General features: G+C 74.0%; 20 protein-coding genes and 1 tRNA gene. 6 read left to right on the forward strand and 15 right to left on the reverse strand.

The features are described 5' to 3' along the window. Window positions 1-414 (forward strand): hypothetical protein (locus KCH_RS42910; protein ID WP_208866009.1); only part of this gene is annotated, 414 nt, incomplete at its 5' end. An 18-nt stretch (window positions 415-432) separates the two neighbouring features. Then, window positions 433-2,052 carry a glycoside hydrolase family 36 protein gene (locus KCH_RS32065; RefSeq protein ID WP_157032280.1) on the forward strand — a complete coding sequence of 540 codons (1,620 nt, stop codon included), beginning with the start codon at window positions 433-435 and terminating at the stop codon, window positions 2,050-2,052. A 17-nt stretch (window positions 2,053-2,069) separates the two neighbouring features. Here the strand turns inward: KCH_RS32065 and KCH_RS32070 are convergent, their stop codons facing one another. From KCH_RS32070 to KCH_RS32105, 8 genes are all read right to left on the reverse strand, one after another. Then, complete coding sequence (locus KCH_RS32070) at window positions 2,070-2,444, reverse strand: hypothetical protein (protein ID WP_035868900.1); 375 nt, start codon at window positions 2,442-2,444, stop codon at window positions 2,070-2,072. A gap of 100 nt (window positions 2,445-2,544) precedes the next feature. Next, entirely contained in the window at window positions 2,545-2,934 is a 390-nt protein-coding gene (locus KCH_RS32075) for a roadblock/LC7 domain-containing protein (RefSeq protein ID WP_035868902.1), read from the reverse strand. Window positions 2,935-3,013: 79 nt separating this feature from the next. Continuing rightward, window positions 3,014-4,027: a hypothetical protein gene (locus tag KCH_RS32080; RefSeq protein ID WP_051653681.1), complete on the reverse strand. Its 1,014-nt coding sequence runs from the start codon at window positions 4,025-4,027 to the stop codon at window positions 3,014-3,016. Next, entirely contained in the window at window positions 4,027-4,410 is a 384-nt protein-coding gene (locus tag KCH_RS32085; protein ID WP_035868905.1) for a hypothetical protein, read from the reverse strand. The genes KCH_RS32080 and KCH_RS32085 overlap by 1 nt, the downstream gene beginning before the upstream one ends. A gap of 178 nt (window positions 4,411-4,588) precedes the next feature. Continuing rightward, the gene (locus KCH_RS32090; RefSeq protein ID WP_035868908.1) at window positions 4,589-5,887 is read right to left on the reverse strand and encodes an MFS transporter; all 1,299 of its coding nucleotides are present in this window, start codon (window positions 5,885-5,887) and stop codon (window positions 4,589-4,591) included. Then, window positions 5,884-6,465: a winged helix-turn-helix domain-containing protein gene (locus KCH_RS32095; protein ID WP_035868911.1), complete on the reverse strand. Its 582-nt coding sequence runs from the start codon at window positions 6,463-6,465 to the stop codon at window positions 5,884-5,886. The genes KCH_RS32090 and KCH_RS32095 overlap by 4 nt, the downstream gene beginning before the upstream one ends. A gap of 74 nt (window positions 6,466-6,539) precedes the next feature. Beyond that, window positions 6,540-8,897 (reverse strand): immune inhibitor A domain-containing protein, encoded by a 2,358-nt coding sequence (locus KCH_RS32100; RefSeq protein WP_244305523.1) that lies wholly within the window; start codon window positions 8,895-8,897, stop codon window positions 6,540-6,542. Window positions 8,898-8,962: 65 nt separating this feature from the next. Then, window positions 8,963-11,047 (reverse strand): S9 family peptidase, encoded by a 2,085-nt coding sequence (locus tag KCH_RS32105; RefSeq protein ID WP_084224038.1) that lies wholly within the window; start codon window positions 11,045-11,047, stop codon window positions 8,963-8,965. 53 nt (window positions 11,048-11,100) lie between these two features. Between KCH_RS32105 and KCH_RS32110 the strand changes: the two genes are divergently transcribed. Continuing rightward, window positions 11,101-12,411, forward strand: coding sequence for an aminotransferase class V-fold PLP-dependent enzyme (locus KCH_RS32110; protein ID WP_084224039.1), 1,311 nt, complete (start codon window positions 11,101-11,103; stop codon window positions 12,409-12,411). Here KCH_RS32110 and KCH_RS32115 read toward each other — a convergent pair. The 4 genes from KCH_RS32115 to KCH_RS32125 form a co-directional block, all read right to left on the reverse strand. Then, on the reverse strand, window positions 12,372-12,701 hold the full coding sequence (locus KCH_RS32115) for an ArsR/SmtB family transcription factor (RefSeq protein ID WP_035868917.1): 330 nt from the start codon (window positions 12,699-12,701) through the stop codon (window positions 12,372-12,374). The two genes, KCH_RS32110 and KCH_RS32115, sit on opposite strands and share 40 nt — an antisense overlap. Window positions 12,702-12,748: 47 nt before the next feature. Then, window positions 12,749-13,123 (reverse strand): hypothetical protein, encoded by a 375-nt coding sequence (locus KCH_RS32120; protein WP_035868922.1) that lies wholly within the window; start codon window positions 13,121-13,123, stop codon window positions 12,749-12,751. Between the two features lie 630 nt (window positions 13,124-13,753). Continuing rightward, window positions 13,754-13,841, reverse strand: a tRNA-Phe gene (locus KCH_RS41850). Window positions 13,842-13,864: 23 nt separating this feature from the next. Further along, the gene (locus tag KCH_RS32125) at window positions 13,865-14,596 is read right to left on the reverse strand and encodes a DUF7873 family protein (protein ID WP_035868924.1); all 732 of its coding nucleotides are present in this window, start codon (window positions 14,594-14,596) and stop codon (window positions 13,865-13,867) included. 439 nt (window positions 14,597-15,035) lie between these two features. Here KCH_RS32125 and KCH_RS32130 point away from each other — a divergent pair, with 439 nt between their 5' ends. Beyond that, window positions 15,036-17,885 carry a DEAD/DEAH box helicase gene (locus KCH_RS32130; protein WP_035868928.1) on the forward strand — a complete coding sequence of 950 codons (2,850 nt, stop codon included), beginning with the start codon at window positions 15,036-15,038 and terminating at the stop codon, window positions 17,883-17,885. Between the two features lie 68 nt (window positions 17,886-17,953). On the opposite strand, the gene KCH_RS32135 is transcribed toward KCH_RS32130, so the two are convergent. Both KCH_RS32135 and KCH_RS32140 read right to left on the reverse strand, forming a co-directional pair. Beyond that, window positions 17,954-18,856, reverse strand: coding sequence for a 5'-3' exonuclease (locus tag KCH_RS32135; RefSeq protein WP_035874751.1), 903 nt, complete (start codon window positions 18,854-18,856; stop codon window positions 17,954-17,956). Between the two features lie 144 nt (window positions 18,857-19,000). After that, window positions 19,001-20,143: a cation diffusion facilitator family transporter gene (locus KCH_RS32140; RefSeq protein WP_035868930.1), complete on the reverse strand. Its 1,143-nt coding sequence runs from the start codon at window positions 20,141-20,143 to the stop codon at window positions 19,001-19,003. 178 nt (window positions 20,144-20,321) lie between these two features. Between KCH_RS32140 and chrA the strand changes: the two genes are divergently transcribed. Then, entirely contained in the window at window positions 20,322-21,548 is a 1,227-nt protein-coding gene (chrA, locus tag KCH_RS32145; RefSeq protein ID WP_035868934.1) for a chromate efflux transporter, read from the forward strand. Between the two features lie 50 nt (window positions 21,549-21,598). Here chrA and KCH_RS32150 read toward each other — a convergent pair whose 3' ends face one another. Further along, window positions 21,599-22,327, reverse strand: coding sequence for a gamma-glutamyl-gamma-aminobutyrate hydrolase family protein (locus tag KCH_RS32150; RefSeq protein ID WP_035874754.1), 729 nt, complete (start codon window positions 22,325-22,327; stop codon window positions 21,599-21,601). 219 nt (window positions 22,328-22,546) lie between these two features. Here KCH_RS32150 and KCH_RS43590 point away from each other — a divergent pair, with 219 nt between their 5' ends. Continuing rightward, the gene (locus KCH_RS43590; RefSeq protein WP_051653682.1) at window positions 22,547-23,734 is read left to right on the forward strand and encodes a DUF2510 domain-containing protein; all 1,188 of its coding nucleotides are present in this window, start codon (window positions 22,547-22,549) and stop codon (window positions 23,732-23,734) included. The last annotated feature ends 3 nt before the right edge of the window (window positions 23,735-23,737 follow it).

Here is a 23,737-nt window from a genome sequence, read left to right on the forward strand (position 1 = left end):
GCGCGCGCGCGCGCGCGCGCGCGCGCGCGCGCGCGCGCGCCGCGCCGCGCGCGCGCGCGCGCGCGCGCGCGCGCCGCCGCCGCGCGCGCGCGCGCGCGCGCGCGCGCGCGCGCGCGCGCGCGCGCGCGCGCGCCGCGCGCCGCGCGCGCGCGCCGCGCGCGCGCCGCGCGCGCGCGCGCGCGCGCGCGCGCGCGCGCGCGCGCGCGCGCGCGCGCGCGCGCGCGCGCGCGCGCGCGCGCGCGCGCGCGCGCGCGCGCGCGCGCGCGCGCGCGCGCGCGCGCGCGCGCGCGCGCGCGCGCGCGCGCGCGCGCGCGCGCGCGCGCGCGCGCGCGCGCGCGCGCGCGCGCGCGCGCGCGCGCGCGCGCGCGCGCGCGCGCGCGCCGCGCGCGCGCGCGCGCGCGCGCCCCCCCGTAGTCCCCCCCCCCTGGGTGGGTGGCCCCCTTTGGGGCCAGGTCTCAGCTGCGGATCGAGTGGCAACTGCCCTGCACCGGAGCCACCGCCTACTGGACGCCCAACACCAACGCCCGCTGGCTGCCGCCCAGTTGGGCCATGCCCCGGGAGGCGTCGCTGCCCAAGGGCGCCCCCGTCGGCAGCCTGATCGGCGCCGGCGACCGCGCCCTGTGCACCTTCGCCGTCGGCGAACTCGTCCGGCCCGTCACGATCGGCGAGGGCGCCGTCGAGGAGACCGGCCGGTTCGCCTGGTGGACCGAGCACGACGGCCCCCGCAGCAGCCTGCGCCTCGACCTGACCGGCCGTCACTACGCCGACACCATCCGGGAGTCCGCCGACTGGTGGGAGACGCTCGCCCCCGTCCGCACCGTCCCCGACGCCGCGTTCGAGCCGGTGTTCTGCACCTGGTACGCGCTGCACCTGGCGATGGCCGCCCCCGACGTCGAACGGCTCGCCGCCCTCGCCGCCCCGCTCGGCTTCCGCTCCCTGATCGTCGACGACGGCTGGCAGACCGACGAACGCAGCCGTTCCTACGCCACCACCGGCGACTGGCGGCCCGCCCCCACCGACTTCCCGGACTTCGCCGCGCACGTCGGCCGGGTCCGCGCCCTCGGCCTGAACTACCTGCTCTGGCACGCCCTCCCGTTCGTCGGCGACCGCAGCGACGCCGCGCAGGAACTGGCCGGCCACACCCTCGCCCACCTGCCGCAGCTGGAGACCCACCTGCTCGACCCGCGCAGCGCCACCGTCCGCGCCCACCAGGTCGAACGGCTCGCCGCCGCCGTCGAGCAGCACGGCGTCGACGGCCTCAAGGTCGACTTCGTCGACACCTTCGCCCGCAAGCCCGCACCCGGCGCCCCGCCCAACACCGCCTCCCCCGAAGCGGACTGCGCCACCGTCGCCGAAGGCGTGCAGAAACTGCTCGCCGAACTCGACGCCCGCCTGCGCGCCACCCGCCCCGACGTCCTGGTCGAGCACCGGCAGGACTACCTCGGCCCCGGCCTGTGGCCCTACGCCACCATGGTCCGGGCCGCCGACTGCCCGCACAACGCGGTCGAGAACCGGGTCCGCACCGCCGACCTGCGGCTCACCGCCGGGCCGCTCGCCGTGCACGCCGACCCGCTGACCTGGCACCCCGGGGAGAGCCCCGAACAGATTGCCGTGCTGCTCCAGTCGGTGCTGTTCGCCACCCCGCAGGTCTCCGTCGACCTCGGCGCGCAGGACGCCGGGCAGCTCGCCGCGCTGGCGTTCTGGCTGCGCGTCGCCGAGGAGCACCGCGAGCTGCTCCAGCGCGGCGAACTGCGCCCGCACCGGCCCGAGTTGGCGTACCCGCTGATCGAGGCGGCGCGCGGCCGGCAGCTCGCCTTCGGACGCTACGCGCCGCTGCCGGTGCGGGCGCACGGGGAGTGGGAGCTGCTGCTGGTGGCCAACGCCGACCAGGACACTCTGGTGCGGGTCGAGTTCGACCGGGTGCCGGGACCGGTCGAACTGCTGGTGCAGGACTGCCGGGGCGGCGAGGTCGCCCGGGCGCAGACCCCGGTGGCCGGGACGGAACTCGCCGTCCGGGTGCCCACCGGCGGCCTGCTCACCCTGCGCAGGTAGCCCGCGGCCGGGGGCGGTCAGACCTCCAGGTCGCTCTCCACCTTCTTCAGCTGGTGGCGGGCCATCGCCAGGTTCGCCCGGTTGCGGTCCAGCGCCAGGTACAGGAACAGGCCCTTGCCGGAGCGGGAGGTCAGCGGGCGGATCAGGTGGTACTGCGAGGAGAGGGTGATCAGGATGTCCTCGATCGCCTCGTTCAGGTTGAGCAGCTCCATCGCCCGGAGCTTGGCCCGGACCACGTCGGTGTTGCCGGCGGCGGCGACGTTCAGGTCCAGCTCCGGCCCGCCGCCGATCAGGCCGAGCGCCATCCCGCTGTTGTAGTCGACCAGGGCGACACCGATGGCGCCGTCGATCGACCCCATGATGTCCTTGAGCGCGGTTTCCACGGCAGCCATGTGCAAGTACCTCTTCCAGTAGGCGAATTGACGGCACGTCAGATCGACGGGCCGGGTGGTGCGGAGATGAGATGAGCGTCAAAGGGGGGAGCGGGGAAGGTCAGAGCGGGTTGCGGTCGAGGTCCGCGTCGGCGAGTGCGGCTATCCGCGCCCCGGCCCGGCGGGCCTCCAGGTGCAGGCGGCCGACGTTGGCCTGCGCACCGGCCATCAGCGTCAGCACCGTGTACGCGCCGGCGGCGTACGTCGCGGTGTAGCCGAGCTCGCCCCGGGTGATCAGCTCCCGGAAGGCGCCCTGTCCGGTGGCCTCGGTGAGGCGCGCGCCGACGCCGAGCGCGGCGGCGGTCAGCGCGGCCACGCTCTCCGCCTCCAGGGCGCTGGTGTCGTGCGCCACCACCAGGCCGTCGGTGGTGGCGACCAGCGAACCCGTCAGGTGCGGGACGCGTGACCGCAGGCCGCGCAGTTCGGCGTGCACCTCGGCTTCGGGCAGCACGATCGTCCTCCTCGCGGTCAGTTGACGGAAGGTCCGCTTCATGACTCGGACGGCGGGCAGGGGCGGACGGGCAGGACGGTCACAGGGCCTCCAGAGCGGCGCGTAGTCGGAGCAGCAGGCCCACCTCCGGGTCCGAGGAGTCGTAGGAGCGCGGACCGGGCGGCAGCAGCACGTCCGGCGGCGCCGGTTGCGGCGCGGCTGCCGGTGGCGGGTCGGGAAGGACGGCGGGCCGGCCGGCCGCGAGCAGCCCGGCGGCGGCCAACTGCCGGACGTCCAGCAGGGTGCCGAAGGTGGAGCGGCCCAGCAGCCGGGCCAGCTCGGGCACGCCGCGGCTGCCGTCGGCGGCCGCCAGCAGGGCCTGCCGGCGGTGGCGCGGCACGGCGGTGCGGCGCACCGGGGCCGCGCCGGTCGCCACCGGCGCGGCGGAGTCCAGTTCGGCGGACGGCCAGCAGGAGTCCAGCAGGGCGCGGCGGCGGCCGACCGCGCCGCGCAGCTCCAGCACGGACAGCGGGCGGGCCAGCCGGAAGGCCGGCCGGGCGGCCGGGTCGAAGCGCAGCTCGCCGCCGTGCTGGGCGAGCGCGTCGAACGCGCCGTCCAAGGTGGCTGCCAGCCGGGCGAGTTCGAGCTCGCCGGGGCCGACGAGTCCGGACAGCCGGTCGGTGCCCAGGGCGACGGACTGCCAGTCGTGCAGGCCGATCCGGCCCGCGCCGACCAGCAGGTGGCCGACGGTCGCGCCGCGCGGGGACTCGGCGTGCACCACCAGGCCGGCCGCCAGGTGCACCGCCCCGTCCGGGCCGTGCAGGACGCCGGTCGCGCCCTCGGCGGCGAGGTCGGTCAGGGCGGCCTCGAAGGTGGTCGCGGGTGCGCAGCTGGAGCGCCGGCGGCGCGGCAGCGGGGCGGCCTGGGTGCGCCGGGGCCGCGGGGCGGAGTCCGGTGCGGCCGGGGCGAGTTGGGGGGCGGCGACGGGGGAGGCCACCAGCAGCGGCGGCACGGTCGGCATCGGGGGGACGACGGCCGGGACGAGTGCGGGGCCGGCGGCGAGGGGGTCGGCGGTGGGGGCGTCGGGCGGCGTGAGGGTGTCGGTGGGCCACATCAGGCGAGCACCAGTCGGTCGGCGATGGCGGCGAGGCGGAGCCGGGCCATCGCCAGGTTGGCGTGGTCCCGGTCCAGCCGGAGGTAGAGGAAGACGTTGGCGTCGAACGCGGCGGGGACGAACCGGATCAGGTGGTAGGTGCCGGCCGAGGTGACGATGACGTCCTCGGCGGGCGGGGCCCCGGAGTCCGGGTCGGCGAACGACGGGGTCTGGGTGACGGCGCGGGCGAGTTCGGTGGCGTCGGCCGCTCCCACCTCGTGGTCGCCGTCGGGGCCGAGTCCGGCGGTGCCGATGGCCAGGCCGTTGGTCCAGTCGACCAGGCTGACCCCGAGCGCGCCGGTGATCCCCATGGCTTCCGCAAGGCACTCCTCGATCCCGGGCACGTACCGCGTCCCTCCCCACCGTGCGGGGGCACGGCGCGTCGCTGCCACCGCCTTCACCTGCGGTAGTCTGACCGAAACGCAACGCTACCGGGGGGACCTCGGGAGGGCGAGACTTTCGGCCATATCCATCGGGCATATGCCCGAATGCGCTATGGTGCCCCGCCCTCCTGACGCCGCGTCAGACCGCGTGTTCGAGCGGTTCTCCCTGGTCGGCCGGTTCTTCCGGGTCCACCGCGCCGTCCTGGCCGGGCAGTTCGCGCAGGCGCGGGATTGGCGAGAACACCACCCAGAGCGCGGAGGCCACCGCTCCGGCCGCGGCGATCCACAGCGCCGGGCGCAGCCCGAGGGTCGAGCCGAGCAGTCCGCCGAGCAGCGAACCCAGCGGCCGCACCCCGTAGTTGACGGCCTGGTAGGCGCCGAACACCCGGGAGCGCAGGGCGTCGGGGATGCAGGCGGCGAAGATCGTGCCGGCCGAGATGTCCAGCACCATGACACCGATTCCGGACAGGAACTCGGCGCCGAACAGCAGTGCGGCGGCGGTGGCGACCGAGCCGCCGGCCAGCGGGATCAGCAGCAGCGGCGCGGGGAACAGCACCAGGCCGAACAGGAACGCCGGGCCGACGCCGATCCGGGCGGCCAGCCGGCCGGTGAGCGCCGCGCCGATCAGCGTGCCGACCGCGGCGGCGGCCAGCACGGCGCCCAGCAGGCCGGCGCTGAAGCCCAGTTCACGGGTGGCGTAGAGGACGAACAGGGCGCCGACGACGAAGGTGAACAGGTTGACGGTGGCGGTGCCGAGCAGTGCGGCCCGCATCACGGGGGAGTGCCGGATCCAGCGCAGCCCCTCGCCCGCCGAGCCGCGGCCGGCCTCGGCGGGCGGCGGCTCCTCGGGGCTGATCCGGCGCAGGAACAGCGCGGACGCCACGAAGGACAGCGCGTCCACCACCAGAGTCAGCGGTGCGGCGAGGAGTTGGACCAGCAGGCCGCCGAGGCCCGGGCCGGCCACGTAGGTGGCGGCGCGGCTGCCGTTGATCAGCGCGTTGCCGCGCAGGTACTGGTCGGCCGGGACGAGCGCGACGAACAGCGGCGGGTTGCAGACGTTGAAGAACACCGACAGCGCGCCGACCGCCAGCACCACCAGGTAGAGCTGAACCAGCGTCAGCACGCCCGCCGCCCAGGCAGCCGGGACGGTCAGCAGCACCGCGGCGCGCCCGAGGTCGGTGGCGATCATCACCCGGCGCCGCCGCCCGTAGCGGTCCGCCCAGCCGCCCGCGTGCAGGGACAGCAGCAGGTACGGCAGGTAGCCGGCGGCGGCCAGGTAGCCCATCTGCGCGGCGTCGGCGCGCAGCGCGGAGACCGCGATCAGCGGGATCACCAGCAGGGTGATCTGGTCGCCGAGCGAGGAGATGGTCTGGCCGCTCCAGTAGCGGCGGAAGGCCGGGTCGCGCAGCAGGTCGGGTATCCGGAGCCGGCCGGTCACGGTCGCACGTCCGTCGGGACGGCCAGCTGGATCAGCTGGACCGGGCGGGTGCCCTCGGGCGGCTCGCCGCCGGCCGGCCGCCGCTCCCGGTACGGGCGGGTCAACTCCTCGATCCGCGCCTGGAGTTCGAGCAGCTCGGCGGCCGTCACGTGCACCAGCGTGTCGCCGAATCCGGCGGCCTCGCGCCACTGCGGCGTCTCCTCGGCGCGGTGCGCCAGCCAGGCGGTGGCGCGGGCGAAGTAGCCGTCCAGGACGGCGCGTTGCAGGGTGTCGACGGCGGCGGCCTGCTCCGGGTCGGCGGGGGAGGAGTCCCAGCTGGTGAAGGCGGCGGTGGCCTGCCAGGGCTTCTCCCGGCCGCGGCCGCCGCCGGCCTCCTCCACCAGCCCGTACTTGGCGAGCTGGCGCAGGTGGAAGGAGCAGCTGGCGACCGACTCGGTGCCGAGCAGCTCCGCGGCCCGGGTCGCGGTCAGCGGCCCGTGCACGCGGAGCAGGCCCACCAGGGCCATCCGGGTCGGATGGGCGTAGGCGCGCAGGGCGCGGGGATCGGTCAGCCGGACGGCCGGCGGCGGTTCGCTCATGTGTCTAAAGCTATCTTTGGAAAGAAAGCTTTACAAGCGGGGCCGCCGCCGGCCGTCCGGCCGGAGCCGGGGTGTCAGGAGGCCGGGCCCACCCGCACCGTGGTCAGCTTGCCGCCCTGGGTCTCGCGGACCACCTCGATCCGGGTGTTGGTGTCCGGCACCTTCACCCCGAGCTGCGGGATCGCCGGGTCGCTGTACACCCCGGAGTGGTCGTCGAACACCGGCACCGCCGGCTTCGACGCCACCTTGGTGGCCACGCCCGCCTTGTGCAGCGTGAACGCGTCGGTCTTCTTCAGCGAGAAGGTCGCGTCGTACGACTGCGAACGCCCGTTGGTGAGCGAGCCGTCCGCGAACCGCAGCGCCTGCGGGTGCGCGTCCACCGGCAGGATCAGCCCGCCGCCCAGGTGGTCGACGGTGTTGTTGTCGCCATAGGAGGTGTCCCACAGCCAGACCAGGACGCCTTCCTGGTACGGGTAGTTGTCGATCACGTCGCCCTTGCCCGGCACGCCCGAGTAGCCGAAGTTGTACGGGCCGGTCTTCAGGTACGCGCCGTACCCGGCGTAGCGGCGGTTCTCCACCAGGTACGCCCGCGGGTGCTGCTTGACCGCGTCCTTGCCGTGCAGGACCGAGAACCCGACGGCCGCCCAGTCGCCCGGGCCGCCCTCCGCGCCGTCGGCCAGCAGGACGGCGCCGTCGGCGGTCAGCTTCACGGCGTCCACCAGCACGCCCTTGCCGTGCGTGTTGGTGTCCGAGGTGACGTGGAAGCGCACCTGCACCTGCTTGCCCAGGTAGGCGTCCAGCGGGACGTGCAGCTGCCGGTAGCCGCCCGAACTGCCGCTCAGGCCGGGGGTGAGCGCGGTGGTGTCGCCGATCGGCTGCCCGTCGACCGTGCCGTGCAGCGGCGTCCAGGTCCGGCCGCCGTCGGCGGAGCCCTCGACGGTGAAGAAGTCGTAGTCCTGCTCGGTGTCCCACCAGGCGGCCGCGTCCAGCGCTGCCGAGGCGGTCCTCCCGGTCAGGTCCACGGTGCGCGCCAGCGAGGCGTCCATGTTGTCGCCGGTGTCGCTCCACCACTGCGCGCCGCCCTCGAACGGCTCGGCCAGCGTGGTCGTGGTCGACCCCGGCGGCAGGTGCACCAGGACGGCCTGCGCCTGGTCGGTGTTGTAGCCGGAGACGCCGAGGGTGTGGCTGGACCGGGTGGCGGCCTGCGCCTCGTCGTAGTTCAGCCAGCCCATCTGCAACTTGCTCCAGGCGTCCAGGTCGCCCGGGAACTCGCCGGTGGTGTTGCGCCCCCGGCCCAGGTACGAGCCGGAGGACATCAGCGACCAGAAGCTGACCGAGTTGTCGCCGCCGTTGGTGGAGTACAGGTCCGGCAGGCCCAGGTTGTGCCCGAACTCGTGGGAGAACAGGCCCACTCCGCTGTTCTCGCCCGCCTGCACGTAGTCGTACACGTACAGGCCGGTGTCGCCGACCGGTGCGCCGCCGATCCGGTTGCCCGCCGGGCCGGTCTGGCCGGACGGGTCGGGGAAGGTCCAACTGCGGTGCGCCCACAGGGCGTCGCCGCCCTGCGCGCCGCCGCCCCAGGTCTCGTCCACGCCGGCGTGCACCACGATCACGTTGTCGAGGTAGCCGTCCGGCTCGTCGAAGTCGCCGTCCTTGTCGAAGTCGTAGCGGTCCTGGACGTCGTACTGCGCCAGCTCCGCCCTGACGTCCGCCGCGGTGCGGCCCTTGGCGAGCTCGCCGTCGTACCAGGCCTTGGTGGCGTCCCGGACGAACTCCTGCGCCTGGGTCCAACCGCCGCCGCCCTGCGGGCCCTTGTTGGATCCGTAGCGGGCCTCGTTCCACGGCAGGGTCACCCAGTCGGTGACGGTGCCCTGGATGTCGTACCGGCCCGAGGACTGGGTGCGGTAGAAGTTGCGCATCGAGTTCGCGCCCGGCGCGTCGTCGAAGAACATCTTCTGGTAGTAGCTGCGGTCGAAGTCGCCCTGCCAGTAGGTGTGGGTGTCGTTCGAGCCGGGCTTCGGGATCCGGTTGTGCTGCGGGCCGGGGGTGCCGCCGTAGCGCGGCTGCCCGTTGTACAGCGTGGAGTTGTCCACCTGGTCGCCGAACTGGGCGAGGATCACGAAGACCTTGTCGGTGCGCTGGTGGGCCAGCTGGACGTAGTCGTTGCCGATCTTCACCTTGGCCGGGGTGGTGCCCTTGTCGCTCCGGGCGACCTTGCCCTGGTTGACCTGCTCCAGGGCCTGCGCCTTCAGCGCCTGCCGGGCCTTCTCCTGCGGCGGCAGCGGCGACGGCGGCGCCTCGCGCTCGTCGGAGGCCTGATCGGCCGTCAACATCCGGTCGGGGGTGGTCGGTTGGGCGAAAGCAGGGACGGCGGTCAGGGCTATCGCGCCGGTGGTCAGCGCAGCCAGGACGGCTGTGGGGAGTCTGCGCAAAGAGACCCGCTCCTTAACGGAAGGAAGGGTAAAAGGATGGTCGGTAATATTTCACATGTCATCCTTCACGCGGAAGGGGTCAGACCCAACTCCCGACGCAGGAAGGCCAGTTCCACCGCCGCCAGGCGCTCCAGCGCCCCGTCCGGCAGCATGTGGGTCAGCCCCGGCAGCGGCAGCACCGCGTGCGGACGGCCCGCCCGGGTCAGCGCCTGCGACAGCAGCAGCGTGTGCGAGGGGTGCACGTTGTCGTCCGCCAGGCCGTGGACCAGCAGCAGCGGACGGCTCAGTGACGGCGCGTCGGGGAGCAGGCAGTCCGCCTCGTACCCCTCCGGGTTCTCCTGCGGCAGGCCCAGGTACCGCTCGGTGTACGCCGTGTCGTACAGCCGGAAGTCGGTCGGCGGCGCGCCCGCGCTCGCCGCGTGGAACACGTCCGGACGGCGCAGCACCGCCATCGCCGCGAAGTACCCGCCGTACGACCAGCCGCGCACGCCGACCCGGGACAGGTCCAGGTCCGGGTGGAGCGCGCCCAGCGCCTGCAGCGCCGCCACCTGGTCGTCCATCGCCACCGCGGAGAAGCGGCGGAAGATGGCGCGGGTGAACTCCGGTGACACGAACGGGGTTCCGCGGTTGTCCACGGTCACCACCGCGAAGCCCTGGTCGGCCCACCACTGCTTCAGCTGCCAGCGGCGCGGCTCGTTCGCCACCGCCTGGTAGCCCGGCCCGCCGTAGATGTCCACCAGCACCGGCAGCTTGCTCCCCGCCACGTGGCCGCGCGGGTACAGCACCGCCGCGGGCAGCCCGTGCTCCGTCACCCGGGCCAGCAAGGGCTTGGGCCGGTACGGGAGTTCGGCCGACAGGTCGGCGAACGCGGTGCGGACGCCGGGCTGCCGCCACTCGCGCCGGACGCCGTTCAGCCCCGCCGAGGTCAGCAGCAGCACGCCCTCCCCGTGCGCGGCCACCGAGTGCACGCCCGGGCCCTCGGAGAGCAGCTCCGGGGCGCCGCCGTCCGGGTCCAGCAGGAACACCTGCTGGTCGGCCGGATCGCCCTCGCCCGCCTCGACCAGCAGCCGGCCGTCCGGCCACGGGCCGAGCACGCGGCGGACCTGGAGGCGCTCGTCGGTGAGCGCCTTCCCATCCAGCGCCAGCCCGCGCGCCGCCGGGGTGTCCGCCGAGGTCAGCACCCGGCCGTCGGGCAGCCGCTGCGGCGTGCCCGGCAGCGGGTCCACCCAGAACTCGTCCACGGTGCAGGAGAGTTCACGGGTCCCGCCGGTCGCCGGGTCGGCGCTCAGCAGCAGCACGCACTGCTGCAGCCGGTCCGCGACGGTCAGCAGCACCTCGCCGTCGGACGCCCACTCCGCCGCCACCAGGTACGGGAACCCGCCGTCGTCCCAGCGCAGCCGGGTCCGCTCGCCGTTCGGGCGCAGCACCCAGAGCTGGACGTCCGCGTTCGGGCCGCCCGCCTGTGGGTAGGCGAAGGACTCCGGCTCGCGCGCCGGGTCCGCCGGGTCGGCGAAGTGCCGCACCGGGAGCGCCGATTCGTCCACCCGGGCGGCCAGCACCGCCGAACCGTCCGGCGACCACCAGTGGCCCCGGGAGCGGCCCAGTTCCTCGGCCGCGGCGAACTCCGCGACGCCCCAGCGCGCCCCGTCCGCCGGGCTGAGCCGGCCGCCCGGCGCCAGGTGCAGCGCGTCGTCCGCGACGTACGCGACCAGCGAGCCGTCCGGGTTCGGGCGCGGGTCGAACGCCGGCCCGGCGACCGGGAGTTCGGTGCAGGCGCCGGTCTCCGTGTCGCACCGGAACAGGCGGCCGTCGAGGGCGAACACCGCGGTGGCGAGGTCGGCGGTGGCGGCGAAGGAACCGATGCCGGGCGCCCAGACCCGGATCCGCTCGCGCAGCCGGCGCTCCGCCGCGGGCAGTGCGGCCGCCGTGCCGGTGCGCGCCGGGAGGAGGGCCTCCGGGTCGGCGACCAGGCGCTCCTGATGGGTGGTCAGGTCGAGGCTCCACAGGCGCTCGACCGGGTCGGTCGGGCCGGTGGAGCGCAGGAACAGGGCGCGGCTCGCGTCGGCGGCGAGGGTGACCGCGCGCGGCGAGCCGTAGCTGAAGCGGCCGGTGGCGGCGCTCAGCGCGAGAAAGGGGTCGGTGTGAGTCACCCGCCGATGGTTGCCGCACCGGGCCCACTTCGGCTAGAAGTATGACGTGTGAAATGTCACACAGCATCAAGGCGCAGAGCAGCACGGCGCACAGCATCGAAGAGGGCGGCCGAGTGAACACCCCGCAGCACCCACGACACCCCGCCGGCCCGCCCGCCCCGCTCCCGGGCAGCACCACCCTGTTCGCCCTCGACCCGGGCACCGCCCACCTCAACCACGGCTCGTACGGCGCCGTCCCGGTCCCCGTCCAGCGCCGGCAGGCCGAACTGCGCGCCGCACAGGAACGCGACCCGGACGCCTTCCTGCACGACGCCCCCGACCGGATCGCCCGCGCCCGCGCCGAGATCGCCGCCGCCCTCGGCGGCAACCCCGAACGGCTCGCCCTGCTCACCAACGTCACCGAAGGCATCGCCGTCGCCCTCGACACCGTCCCGCTCGCCGCCGGCGACGAGATCCTGGTCACCGACCACGGCTACGGCGTCGTCACCCGCGCCTGCGAACGCCGCGCCGCCGATACCGGAGCCCGCGTCCGCAGCGTGCGGCTCTCCCCGCAGACGCCCGACGGGGACGCCGTCGCCGAACGCGTCCTCGCCGCCGTCACCCCGCGCACCAGGCTCGCCGTCCTCGACCTGATCACCTCACCCACCGCCCGCGCGATCGCCGGCCCCGCACTGCTCGACGCGCTGCGCGAACGCGGCATCACCACCGTCGTGGACGCCGCCCACGCCCCCGGCGCCCTGCCCGTGGACCTCGGCGGCGAGGCCGGCGGCGCGGACTTCTGGATCGGCAACCTGCACAAATGGGCGTTCGCCCCGCGCCCGACCGGAGTCCTCGCCGTCCACCGCCGGTGGCGCTCCCGGGTCCGCCCGCTGACGTACTCCTGGGAACACGACCGCGGCTTCCCGCGCAACGTCGAATGGCGCGGCACCTGCGACTACACCGGCTGGCTCGCCGCCCCCGCCGGCCTCGCACTGATCCACCGGATCGGCGCGGAGCGGCTGCGCGAGCACAACGCCCGGCTCGTCGAACACGGCAGCCGCCAACTCGTCGAACACGCCGGACTGCGCCCGCTCCCCGCCCACCCCGGCCTCCCGATGCGGGCCCTGCGGCTGCCGGCCGGCACCGCGGAGCACGAACACTCCGCGAAGGCCCTGATGGCCGCCGTCCACCGTGCCCTCCGCACCCGGATCGCCGTCCGCCCCTGGCCCGGCGGCGGCATCCTCCGGATCAGCGCCCAGCTCTACAACCGCCCCGAGGAGTACACCCAGCTCGCCACCGGCCTCCCGCGCCTGCTCACCCACCGGGCAGGGCCGTCGGGCGGCGGTCAGGGGGCGGCGCGGAGTTCCTCCAGCAGCATGCCCTGATCGGCGAGCAGTTCGGTGAGTATCCGGCGGGCGGTGCGGAGGAGGTCGGCGACATCGGCGCCGGCGAGGGCGTAGACGACGGTGGAGCCCTCGCGGGTGGCGGTGACCAGGCCGGAGCGGCGCAGGATGGCCAACTGCTGGGAGAGGCTGGACGGTTCGACGTCGAGCGCGGTCAACAGGTCGCGGACGGGGGTCGGCCCGGCCTGGAGCAGTTCGAGCACTCGGATCCGGACCGGGTGGCCGAGCATCCGGAAGAACTCGGCCTTGGCCTGGTACAGCGGTACGGGCATGCTTCCTCCCCTGGTTCTCGGACGGCGTGCGGGCCGCCACCGCTCGCTCAGACCTCCAGGGACGATTCGATCCGCTTCAACTGGTGCCGGGCCATGGCCAGGTTGGAGCGGCTGCGGTTGAGCGCGAGGTACAGGAACAGGCCGCGCCCGCCGGCCGTGGTGAGCGGGCGGATCAGGTGGTACTGGCCGGTGAGGGTGACCAGGATGTCCTCGATGCCGTCCTCGTGCAGGTTGAGCAGCTCCATCGCCCGCATCTTCGCGCGCACCAGGTCGGTGTTGGCGGCCGCGGCGACGTTCAGGTCGATCTCCCCGCCGTCGCCGAGGGTGCCCAGGGCCATGCCGCTGCCGTAGTCCACCAGGGCCACGCCGATGGCACCTTCGATGGTCATGGCTTCCTTGAGCGAGGTTTCGAGATTCGCCATTGCGCTGTCCTCCGGTCGTGGCGGGGTCGGTCGGTCGGCACGACTGTAGGAACCGGATCGCCCGACGGCCGACTGTTGACCGCAATCCTTCTAAACCGGGCCACAGTTGACCGGTCGTCACCGGATCGGCGACCACATGAAGACATTTGCAACTACGGATGTGAGCACTTCACGCAAGCATGATTTCCGCAGCCGCTCCCGGGGAACGGGGCCCGGGCAACGGGCAACGGGGCAACGGGGCATGGGGCCCGGGCAACGGGGCAACAGGGCATGGGGCCCGGGCAACGGGGCAACAGGGCATGGGGAGTTGGCGGCGAGGTACGGGCGCCCACTCGGCTCCGCCCCGGACGTGACGGAGCCCGGGAGCGGTATCCAGCTCCCGGGCCCCTGAGGTGCCACCCAATTGCTCTGCGCCGGCACGTTTAAGGCCGAGGGTCAATCTCACAACGTCGTGCTTTGCCATTGAAGCTACCGTGCCGCGGAGAGGCACAGGCGGGAGTCGAACCCGCATCCGACGTTCCAGGCCCTCGACCGGTCGATCCGGCGCTCGGCGGCGAATGCTGAGTCTGGAGCGAGAGTCTGAGATTCACGGGGCTGCCTCTGCCATGTTGGGCCACCCCGGCGCGTGAGTGCCGGGGGGAGGACTCGAACCTCCACCGTGTACCCCGAAGTCAGCTTCAACTTCAGTGTCAGCTTGCGCTTTTCGCGCCCACCCCGGTCTCACCCGGGGGGATCGTGGGGCTACCCGAACAGGTAGCCGAAAACGGCGTCGCCGACCCGGCGGTCGGTGACCTCCGCGGCGTTCGCCTCCTCGCGGGCGAACTGCACCGCCTGCTGGAGCTTCTCCACCCGTTCCAGCAGCTCGTTCACCCGCCGCGCGGGCAGCGCGCCGGAGAACTTCACGGTCGTCCAGTACCCGATCGCGACGTCCTCGTAGTAGACCTCGACCTGCGCCGGGTGCTTCTCCGTCGCCTCCGCCTTCACGTGGTTGCGCGGCACCTTCTTGGTGCGGATGGTCCGCACCGCCTCGGTCTTCCACGCGTCCGAGGACGGGTCGTGCGACCAGGACTCGGCGGCGTCCAGCACCGGCAGCTTGCGGACGAAGGTCCGCAGGTCGGTGAGCTGCTTCTCGAGGAACAGCAGGTAGGTGACCGGCGCGCCCGCCACCAGCGTCCGCCCGTCCACCACCACGTCGGCCCGGGCGTCGGTGTTCGCCCAGTCCTTGGTGGCCGTCACGTCGAACAGCCTGGTCAGCGTCGCGGCCGTGGCGCGCAGCACGTCCTCCGCCTTGACCTGGACCCGGGTGGACTCCGGAGGGAGCTGCTCGCCCTCCTCGTCCTTCGGCTGGTACGTCCGGGAGATGCCGGCCAGCAGCGCGGGCTTCTGCAGGTCCTGGTGAGCCTGCGTCAGCTCCTGGAAGGACTTCGACTTGACGCCTTTTTCCACGGCGATGATCTGGTTCAACTTGGCCACGGCGAGGACGCTAGCGGAACGCCCGTTCGACCGTCATACGGTTTTCGCAACCCGGCGCCCCGGCCGGCATCCCGCTCGCCGTCTCCGTCACCGGGCCTTCCCCCACCCGTGCCCCATCCGTGTGCCCGCACCCGTGCCCCCACCCCTGCCGCCACCTGGAACGCCACCCCCGCCGCCACCCCCGTCGTCACCCCGCGGCGCTCACCGCCGGCAGCCGCCCGCTCACGCTTCGCACCCCCGCCGGCCGCCCTTTTCAGCTGCCGGAAAAGTCTGATGTTGATGTCACTCCAGACGGGTAATCTCAGGCTGAGATGCTCGATCACCACACCCCAAGCACCCGCTGCGCCCCGTCGCCCCTCCGGGCCACGGCCCCGCAGCCGCAGGCGTCGCCGTCTGCGCCCCCGTCCAGCCACACCCACGGGAAGAAAAGGTGACGCCAGTGCACGGCAACCCCACGCCCGAAGAGCAGCTCAGCCCCGCCGAGCGGTACGCGGCCTCCCGCGAGCGCGCCAAGGAGCAGGCGACGGCCCTCTACGGCTTCCAGCAGTTGTACGACTTCCCGCTCGACGACTTCCAGGTGCAGGCCTGCGAGACGCTGGAGAGCGGCAAGGGCGTCCTGGTCGCCGCGCCCACCGGCAGCGGCAAGACCATCGTCGGCGAGTTCGCCGTCCACCTGGCGCTCGCCGCCGGCCGCAAGTGCTTCTACACCACGCCGATCAAGGCGCTGTCCAACCAGAAGTACGGCGACCTGGTGAAGCGCTACGGCGCCGCCAAGGTCGGCCTGCTCACCGGCGACAACTCCGTCAACGGCGACGCGCCGGTGGTCGTGATGACCACCGAGGTGCTGCGCAACATGCTGTACGCGGGCTCCAGCGCGCTCGACGGCCTCGGCTACGTGGTGATGGACGAGGTGCACTACCTCGCCGACCGCTTCCGCGGCGCCGTCTGGGAGGAGGTCATCATCCACCTCCCCGAATCCGTGACGCTGGTGTCGCTGTCCGCGACCGTCTCCAACGCCGAGGAGTTCGGCGACTGGCTGGACACCGTCCGCGGCGGCACCGAGGTGATCGTCTCCGAGCACCGCCCCGTCCCGCTCTGGCAGCACGTGATGGCCGGCAACCGGATGTACGACCTGTTCGCCAGCCCCGACCGGGACGGCCGCCCCAAGGGCAGCCTGAAGAACCCGGCCAAGGCCGTGAACCCCGAACTGGTGCGCCTGGCCCGCTCCGAGGCCGACCGCGGGCGGGACAGGTTCGCCCGCGGCCGCGGCCGCTCGATGCCCGCCGGCCGCCCCGGCCGGGTCTGGACGCCGAGCCGCGTCGACGTCATCGACCGGCTCGACGCCGAGGGCCTGCTGCCCGCGATCACCTTCATCTTCAGCCGGGCCGGCTGCGAGGCCGCCGTCCAGCAGTGCCTCAACTCCGGCCTGCGCCTGAACCGGGACGCCGACCGCCTGAAGGTCCGTCAGTTCGTCCAGGAGCGCTGCCGCGACATCCCCGACGAGGACCTCAACGTGCTCGGCTACTTCGAGTGGCTCGACGGCCTGGAGCGCGGCATCGCCGCCCACCACGCCGGCATGCTGCCGAGGTTCAAGGAAGTCGTCGAGGAACTCTTCGTCCAGGGCCTGGTCAAGGCGGTCTTCGCGACCGAGACGCTCGCCCTCGGCATCAACATGCCCGCCCGCTCGGTGGTCATGGAGAAGCTCGTCAAGTGGAACGGCGAGACCCACGCCGACATCACCCCCGGCGAGTACACCCAGCTCACCGGCCGGGCCGGCCGCCGCGGCATCGACATCGAGGGCCACGCCGTGGTGCTGTGGCAGCGCGGCCTCGACCCGGAGGCGCTGGCCGGCCTGGCCGGCACCCGCACCTACCCGCTCAAGTCGTCCTTCCGCCCGTCCTACAACATGGCCGTCAACCTGGTCGGCCAGTTCGGGCGGCACCGCTCCCGCGAACTGCTGGAGACCTCCTTCGCGCAGTTCCAGGCCGACCGCTCGGTGGTCGGCATCGCCCGCCAGGTCCAGCGCAACGAAGAGGGCCTGGACGGCTACCGCGAGTCGATGACCTGTCACCTGGGCGACTTCGACGAGTACATGAGCCTGCGCCGGCAGCTCAAGGACCGTGAGAACACCCTCGCCCGCGAGGGCTCCACCCAGCGCCGGGCCGCCGCCGTCGAATCGATCGAGCAGCTCAAGCCCGGCGACATCATCCACGTCCCCACCGGCAAGTTCGCCGGCCTCGCCCTGGTCCTCGACCCCGGCCTGCCGCCGGACGTCCGCGGCCGGCACGGCCGCACCGGCCCGCGCCACCCCGACTACCAGGACGGGCCGCGCCCGGTGGTGCTCACCGCCGAACGCCAGGTCAAGCGCCTCGCAATGATCGACTTCCCGCACCCGGTCGCGGCCATGGACCGGATGCGCATCCCCAAGTCCTTCAACCCGCGCAGCCCGCAGTCCCGCCGCGACCTCGCCTCCGCGCTGCGCACCAAGGCCGGCCACCTCGAACCCGAGCGCTTCCGCAAGGGCCGCGCCGCCGCCGCCGACGACCCCGAGATCGGCCGGCTGCGCACCGCGCTGCGCCAGCACCCCTGCCACGGCTGCGACGAACGCGAGGACCACGCCCGCTGGTCCGAGCGCTACCACCGCCTGCACCGGGACACCGAACTGCTGGAACGCCGGATGCGCTCCCGCACCCACACCATCGCCCGCACCTTCGACCGGGTCTGCGGCCTGCTCACCGACCTCGGCTACCTCCGGGGCGACACCGTCACCGACGACGGCAAGCGCCTCGCCCGGCTGTACGGCGAGCTCGACCTGCTCGCCTCCGAGTGCATCCGCGAACGCGTCTGGGACGGCCTCGCCGCCGCCGAACTCGCCGCCTGCGCCTCCGCGTTGGTGTACGAGGCCCGGCAGTCCGACGACGCCACCGCCCCGCGGGTCCCCGAGGGCGGCGCCAAGGACGCGCTCGGCCAGATGGTCCGGATCTGGGGCAGGCTCGACGCCCTGGAGGAGGAGCACAAGATCTCCACCGCCGAGGGCGTCGGCCAGCGCGAACCCGACCTCGGCTTCGCCTGGACCGCCTACCGCTGGGCCCTCGGCCACGACCTGGACGCCGTCCTCCGCGACGCCGACATGCCCGCCGGCGACTTCGTCCGCTGGACCAAGCAACTGATCGACGTCCTCGGCCAGATCCAGGACGCCGCCGGCGAGAACCTCGAACTCCGCCGCACCGCCCGCAAGGCCGTCGACGGCATGCGCCGCGGCATCATCGCGTACTCGTCCGTCGGCTGACCCCGTTCGCAACGCCCCGGGCCCGGCCACTCCTTGGGAAGCGGCCGGGCCCGGGGCGTTGCGGGCTGCTACCGGGTGGCCAGGACCTCCAGGAGGCGGGTGAGGGAGGTGCCGAGGGCCCAGCGTTCGGCGAGGGCTTCCAGGGCCATCGGGTCGCGCGGCTCGCGGGGGAGGGCCGGGTCGAAGGGCGGGAGTTGGATGTCGGTGGCGACGCGGACCACGGTCGGGGCGACGTCGAGGTAGGGGGCCGCTTCGAGCAGGTTCTTGCGGCGGGCCGGGGTCAGCTTGGAGGTGGGGTCGGCGGCGGCGGCGCGGACGCCCGCCAAGTCGCCGTAGGTCTGGATCAGTTGGGTGGCGGTCTTCTCGCCGATGCCCTTCACGCCCGGCAGGCCGTCGCTCGCGTCGCCGCGCAGCGCGGCGAGGTCGGCGTAGGACGAGCCGGGGACACCGTACTTCTCGAGGATGGCCGCGTCGTCCATCCGCAGCGCCGAGCCGATGCCCTTCGCCGGGTACAGCACCGTCACCGCGCGGGCGTCGTCGACCAGTTGGAACAGGTCGCGGTCGCCGGTGACGATCTCGACCGGGCCGGTGGCGCGGGTGGCCAGGGTGCCGATCACGTCGTCGGCCTCGTAGCCGGGCGCGCCGATCCGGGCGATGCCCAGGGCGTCAAGGACCTGCTCGATCACCGGGACCTGCGGGGCGAGGGTGTCCGGCACCTCCTCCTCGCCGTCCGTCGCGGCCTCGGCCACCCGGTGCGTCTTGTAGGTGGGGATCAGGTCGACCCGCCACTGCGGACGCCAGTCGGCGTCCATGCAGGCCACCAGGTGGTCCGGGCCGTGGTCCTGGACGAGGCGGGTGATGAAGTCGAGCAGCCCGCGCACCGCGTTCACGGGCTCGCCCTGCGGCGAGCGCAGTGAGTCCGGCACGCCGAAGTAGGCACGGAAGTAGAGGCTCGCGGTGTCGAGCAGCATCAGGCGCGGTGCGTTCGTGGCGGTCACCCCCCGATCATGCCGCATCCCGCCGACAACGCGGCTGACGCGGAGTCAGCGCGGGCCTGGGAGGTGTTGTTGACCTCCGGCGGAGTGTGCCGCCCCCGCCGGGCATGCGGGGTCCGGTCAGTGCGGGTGCGGGCCGGAGCGGTGGACCGGGCCGTGCGCGTCGGCGCAGTGCTCGCGGGCCTCCTCCTCGGCGGCCGCCGCCTCGCTGCTCGGCGCGATCTGCAGCAGCCCGTCCGCGCCGCTCTCGCCGACGTGGTCGACCTGGAGGGTGGCGTGGGTGATCCGGTATTCCTCGCGCAGCTGCCGCTGCAACTCGCGCTGCACCGCGTGGCAGTCTCCGCCCGGCGTGACCAGGATGTGCGCCGACAGCGCGGGCTGGTTGGAGGTGATCTCCCAGATGTGCAGGTCGTGGATCTCCTCCACCCCCGGGGTGGCCACCAGCCGGTCCGCCACCCGGTCCGGGTCGATCCCGGCGGGCGCGGCCTCCAGGAAGATCCGCGCCGAGTCCCGCACCAGCCCGATCCCGGCCCGCAGCATCAGCGCGACCACCACCAGCGAGGCGATGGCGTCGGCCCGCACGAACCCGGTGAACAGCACCACCGCACCGGCCACCGCCGTCGCGACGAACGCGTACAGGTCGGTCAGGACATGCTGGAAAGCGCCTTCCACGTTCAGCGAAGAGCGGTTCGCCTTCGACATGCACCAGGTCGCCGCGACGTTCACCACCACGCCGACCAGCGCCGTCGCCAACACCAGCGATCCCGTCACCGCCGGCGGCGAGATCAGCCGGGCGACCGCCTCGTAGCCCAGCCACGCCGACAGCACCAGCAGCGTCACGCCGTTCGCCTGCGCCGACAGGATCTCGGCCCGCTTCAGCCCGTACGTGTAGCCGCCGCGGGCCGGACGCGCCGCCAGCCGCATCGCCACCAGGGCCAGCGCGATCGACGCCGCGTCGGTGAGCATGTGCGCCGCGTCCGAGATCAGCGCCAGCGAGCGGGCCGCGAAACCGACCACCACCTCGCCGGCCATGAACACCACCAGCAGCAGCAGCGCGCTCCACAGCCACTTCCGGTCCGCGTCCGCCGACACCGCGTGGCTGTGCCCCGCGTGCCCACGGCCGCCGTGCCCGTGGCCGTGACCCTCCCCGTCCCCGTGGCCCTTCCCGTCCCCGTGGCCGTGGTCGTGGCCGTTCCGGTGATCGTGATCGGCGTCGTGATCGGGGTCGTGGTCGTGCGTGTGGTCGTGCTCGTGATCGGCCATCGAGGTCCCTCCGCTCCGGTCTCCGCCCCCGAAGTGAACCCCAATTCGGAGGAAGATCCAAAGGCTGCACTGGTGACCGTTGTCGTTCCCCGTTAGGCCATTCAGGTCAGGTAGGGTGCGGCCCGCATCCGCGCAGGTCGCGCGGGTTCTCGGGACGTCGGGTCGGGAGTGGGGCGGGATGACGGAGCAGGTGCCGCTGGCGGTGATCGCCAAGGAGTGGGGCCGGATCGGCGTGCTCGGGTTCGGCGGGCCGCCCGCGCACATCCTGCTGCTGCGCCGGCTGTGCGTGGAGCAGCGCGGCTGGCTCGCGGCGAGCGAGTTCGAGGACGGCATCGCCGCCACCAACCTGCTGCCCGGACCGGCCTCCACCCAGCTGGCGATCTTCACCGCCTGGCGGGTGCGCGGCACGGCCGGGGCGCTGGTCGGCGGCGCGGCGTTCATCCTGCCCGGGCTGGCGCTGATCCTGCTGCTGGCCGCGCTGTTCCTGGCCGGCGAACCGCCGCGCTGGGTGCTCGGCGCCGCCGCCGGCGCGGGCGCGGCGGTCGCCGCCGTCGCCGTCCAGGCCGCGACCGCCCTCGTCCCGGCCAGCCTGCTCCGCTCCGGTGCCGGCCCCGCGCGGGTCCGCTGGGTCTGCTACCTGCTGGCCGGCGCGGCGGCCGCGGTCCTCACCGGCCCCTGGCTGGTGCTCGTCCTGGTGGCCGCCGGCGCCGCCGAGATCGCCTTCCGCCGAAGCGCCCGCCGTCTCAGCCGAACGGGTGACACCGAGCTGCGCCGACCGGACGGTGACACCCCACCCGAAGCGTCCGGACCGTCCTCCCCGTCCGGCCCGCGCGCCGTGCTGCCCCTGCTGGTGCCGGGCCTGGCCGCGACGGGTGGGCTCGGTGCGCTCGCCTGGGTCGCCTTCAAGGTCGGCGCGCTCTCGTACGGCGGCGGCTTCGTGATCATCCCGCTGATGCAGCAGGACGCGGTGCACCGCTACCACTGGATGACGGACGGTCAGTTCCTGAACGCCGTCGCGCTCGGCCAGATCACTCCCGGACCGGTGGTCCAGACCGTCTCCGTGGTCGGGTTCGCCGCCGCGGGCGTGCTGGGCGGACTGCTCGCCGCGGCGGTGGCGTTCGCCCCGTCCTTCCTGTTCGTGCTGTTCGGCGCCGCGCACTTCGACCGGCTGCGCGCCAACACCGCCGTCCAGGACTTCCTCACCGGCGCCGGCCCCGCCGTGATCGGTGCGATCGCCGGCTCCGCACTCCCGCTGGCGCTGGCCCTGCACCACCCGTGGCAGTACGCCGTCCTCGCCCTCGCCGCGCTGTGGCTGCTGGTGCTGCGCCGCCCCGTCGTCCCCTGCCTGCTGGGCGCGGGCGCGCTCGGGGTGGTGGCGGTCCTGTCCGGCCTGCCGCTCCCGTAGCCACCGAGCAGTGGAGCGACCGAACAGTGGAGCAGCCGAGCGGCGGGGCGTCAGACGGCCGGGACGAGGGCGGGGGAGAGCCGAGCGGCGCGGATCAGGGCGCGCGGGATGCGGAGGTCCTCGCTCTGCTCGGGGTGCCACTGGACGCCGAGGGTGAAGCCGGGGCCCTCGACGGCCTCGACGGTGCCGTCGGCGTGGAGCGCGCTGACGGTGAGGCCCTCGCCGAGGCGGGCGACGGCCTGGTGGTGGTAGGTCGGGACGACGACCGCCGGCTCGGGGAAGAGATCGGCGAGCAGCGTGCCCGCCACCGGGTGGATCGGGTGGCGGCCGTACTCGCTGGGGGCGCCGAGGTGGTCGTGCACCTCGCCGACCACGTCCGGCAGGTGCTGGATGAGCGAGCCGCCGCAGACCACGTTGAGCAGCTGCATGCCCCGGCAGACGCCCAGCAGCGGGGTGCCGGCGGCGAGCGCGGCGCGGATCAGCGCGGCCTCCCACAGGTCGCGCTCGGGTGCGTTGGCCACCGTCCGGGGGTGGGGGCTCTCGCCGTACAGGGCGGGGGCGACGTCCTCGCCGCCGGCGACGATCAGGCCGTCCAGGCGGGCGACGGAGGCCGCCGCGTGTTCGGGCGCGTCGGGCGGCAGCATGACGGCGATGCCGCCGGACTCCCGGACCAGGGCCGGGTAGCGCTCGGGGAGCAGCACCGACCGCATGGCGTCCCACCGTCCCCAACCGGCGTCGAGGAGGAAGGTGCTGATGCCGATGACGGGGCGAGGGGTCATGGCGCGCATTCTGCCGCTCCGCCGCGCGCCCGGTGGCGCGACCCACCAGCCGCACGCGCCCCTTCAGGCGCGTGGAGCACAGCGCACGCCCGTGGACGGCTCCGAGGAGCCTCTCCGGCACCGGGTCCGCGCGATTCTCACCCGAATCTCATCACCAGACCCCCGTTTCCGGCCCTGCGCTGATTTCCCGCTTATCCACGGCCGCCTAGGGTCGTGGGTGTGAGTGAGCAGCAGATTCCGGCCGGGTGGTACCCGGACCCAGTCGACACCGACAGCGACCCCCGCCCCGAGCGCTGGTGGGACGGCAAGGGCTGGACCGCCAGCACCCGCCCGGCCTCGGCCGCCCCCGCGGACACGCCGTCCGCCCCCTCCGGCGCGGGGAGCACCCCGACCGGCCCGTCCGCCCCCGCCGACACGCCGTCCGACGGCGCGTCCGCGCAGGGCGCCCCGGCAGGTGCCCCGTCCGGCGCCGAGGACACCACCGTGCTCGAAGGCACCGTGCTGGACGCCGACGGGCAGGCCGTCCACTACCCGCCGCTGCCGCCGTACGCGCAGCAGCCGGTGCCGCAGGCCAAGCCGCGCCGCCGCCCGTCCGGGCCGGTGCTGGTCGCGGCCGCGGTGGCCGCGGTGCTCGGCCTGGCGGTCGGCTCCGGCGTCACCTACCTGGCGATGGACGGGCGGGACGGCAAGTCCGCCTCCGCCCAGCGCTCGCCGGAGGGCCGGTACGGGCACAACAACCCCGGCGACAGCTTCGGCGGCCAGAACGGCCAGAACGGCCAGAACAGCCCGGGCGACGGACTGCCGAGCTTCCCCGGCCAGGGCAACGGCGGCAACGGGGGCAGCGGCGGCAGCGGCGGCGGGAACGGCAAGGGCGGCGGCAGCGGCAAGGGCGGCGCCAACGCGAACCTCGCCGTCGACATGGTCAACGGCGTCTCGGTGCCGATCCCCAGCGGCTGGAAGGGCGGCACCACCACCGACGGCTACGCCAGCACGTACGTCGGCGAGTACACCTGCGTGGACGGCTCGGACACCTGCACGCTGGCCGGGGTCACCACCGCCCGGATCAGCGGCACCGACGCCAAGCAGGCCGCGCTGAAGGACATCGAGACCGCCGCGAAGAACTCCTACGGCGACATCACCGGGCACAAGGAGCTGAAGAGCGAGGCCGTCACGGTGGCCGGCCGGGCCGGCTACCTGGTGCGCTGGCAGGTGGACGCGTCCAAGGGCAACAACGGGTACGTGGAGACGGTGGTCTTCCCGACCGCGGACGGCAAGGCGCTGGCCGCCGTCCACCTGGGCTTCGACATCGCCGACAAGGCCCCGGGCGTGGACCAGATGGACAGCATCGTCAAGGGCATCGCCGCCTACCAGGGCGGCCCGGGCGGAGTCCCCGGCACCACCACCTGAGGC

Origin of the sequence: Kitasatospora cheerisanensis KCTC 2395, assembly GCF_000696185.1 — a bacterium.
In the GTDB taxonomy this organism is placed as follows: Bacteria; Actinomycetota; Actinomycetes; order Streptomycetales; family Streptomycetaceae; genus Kitasatospora; species Kitasatospora cheerisanensis.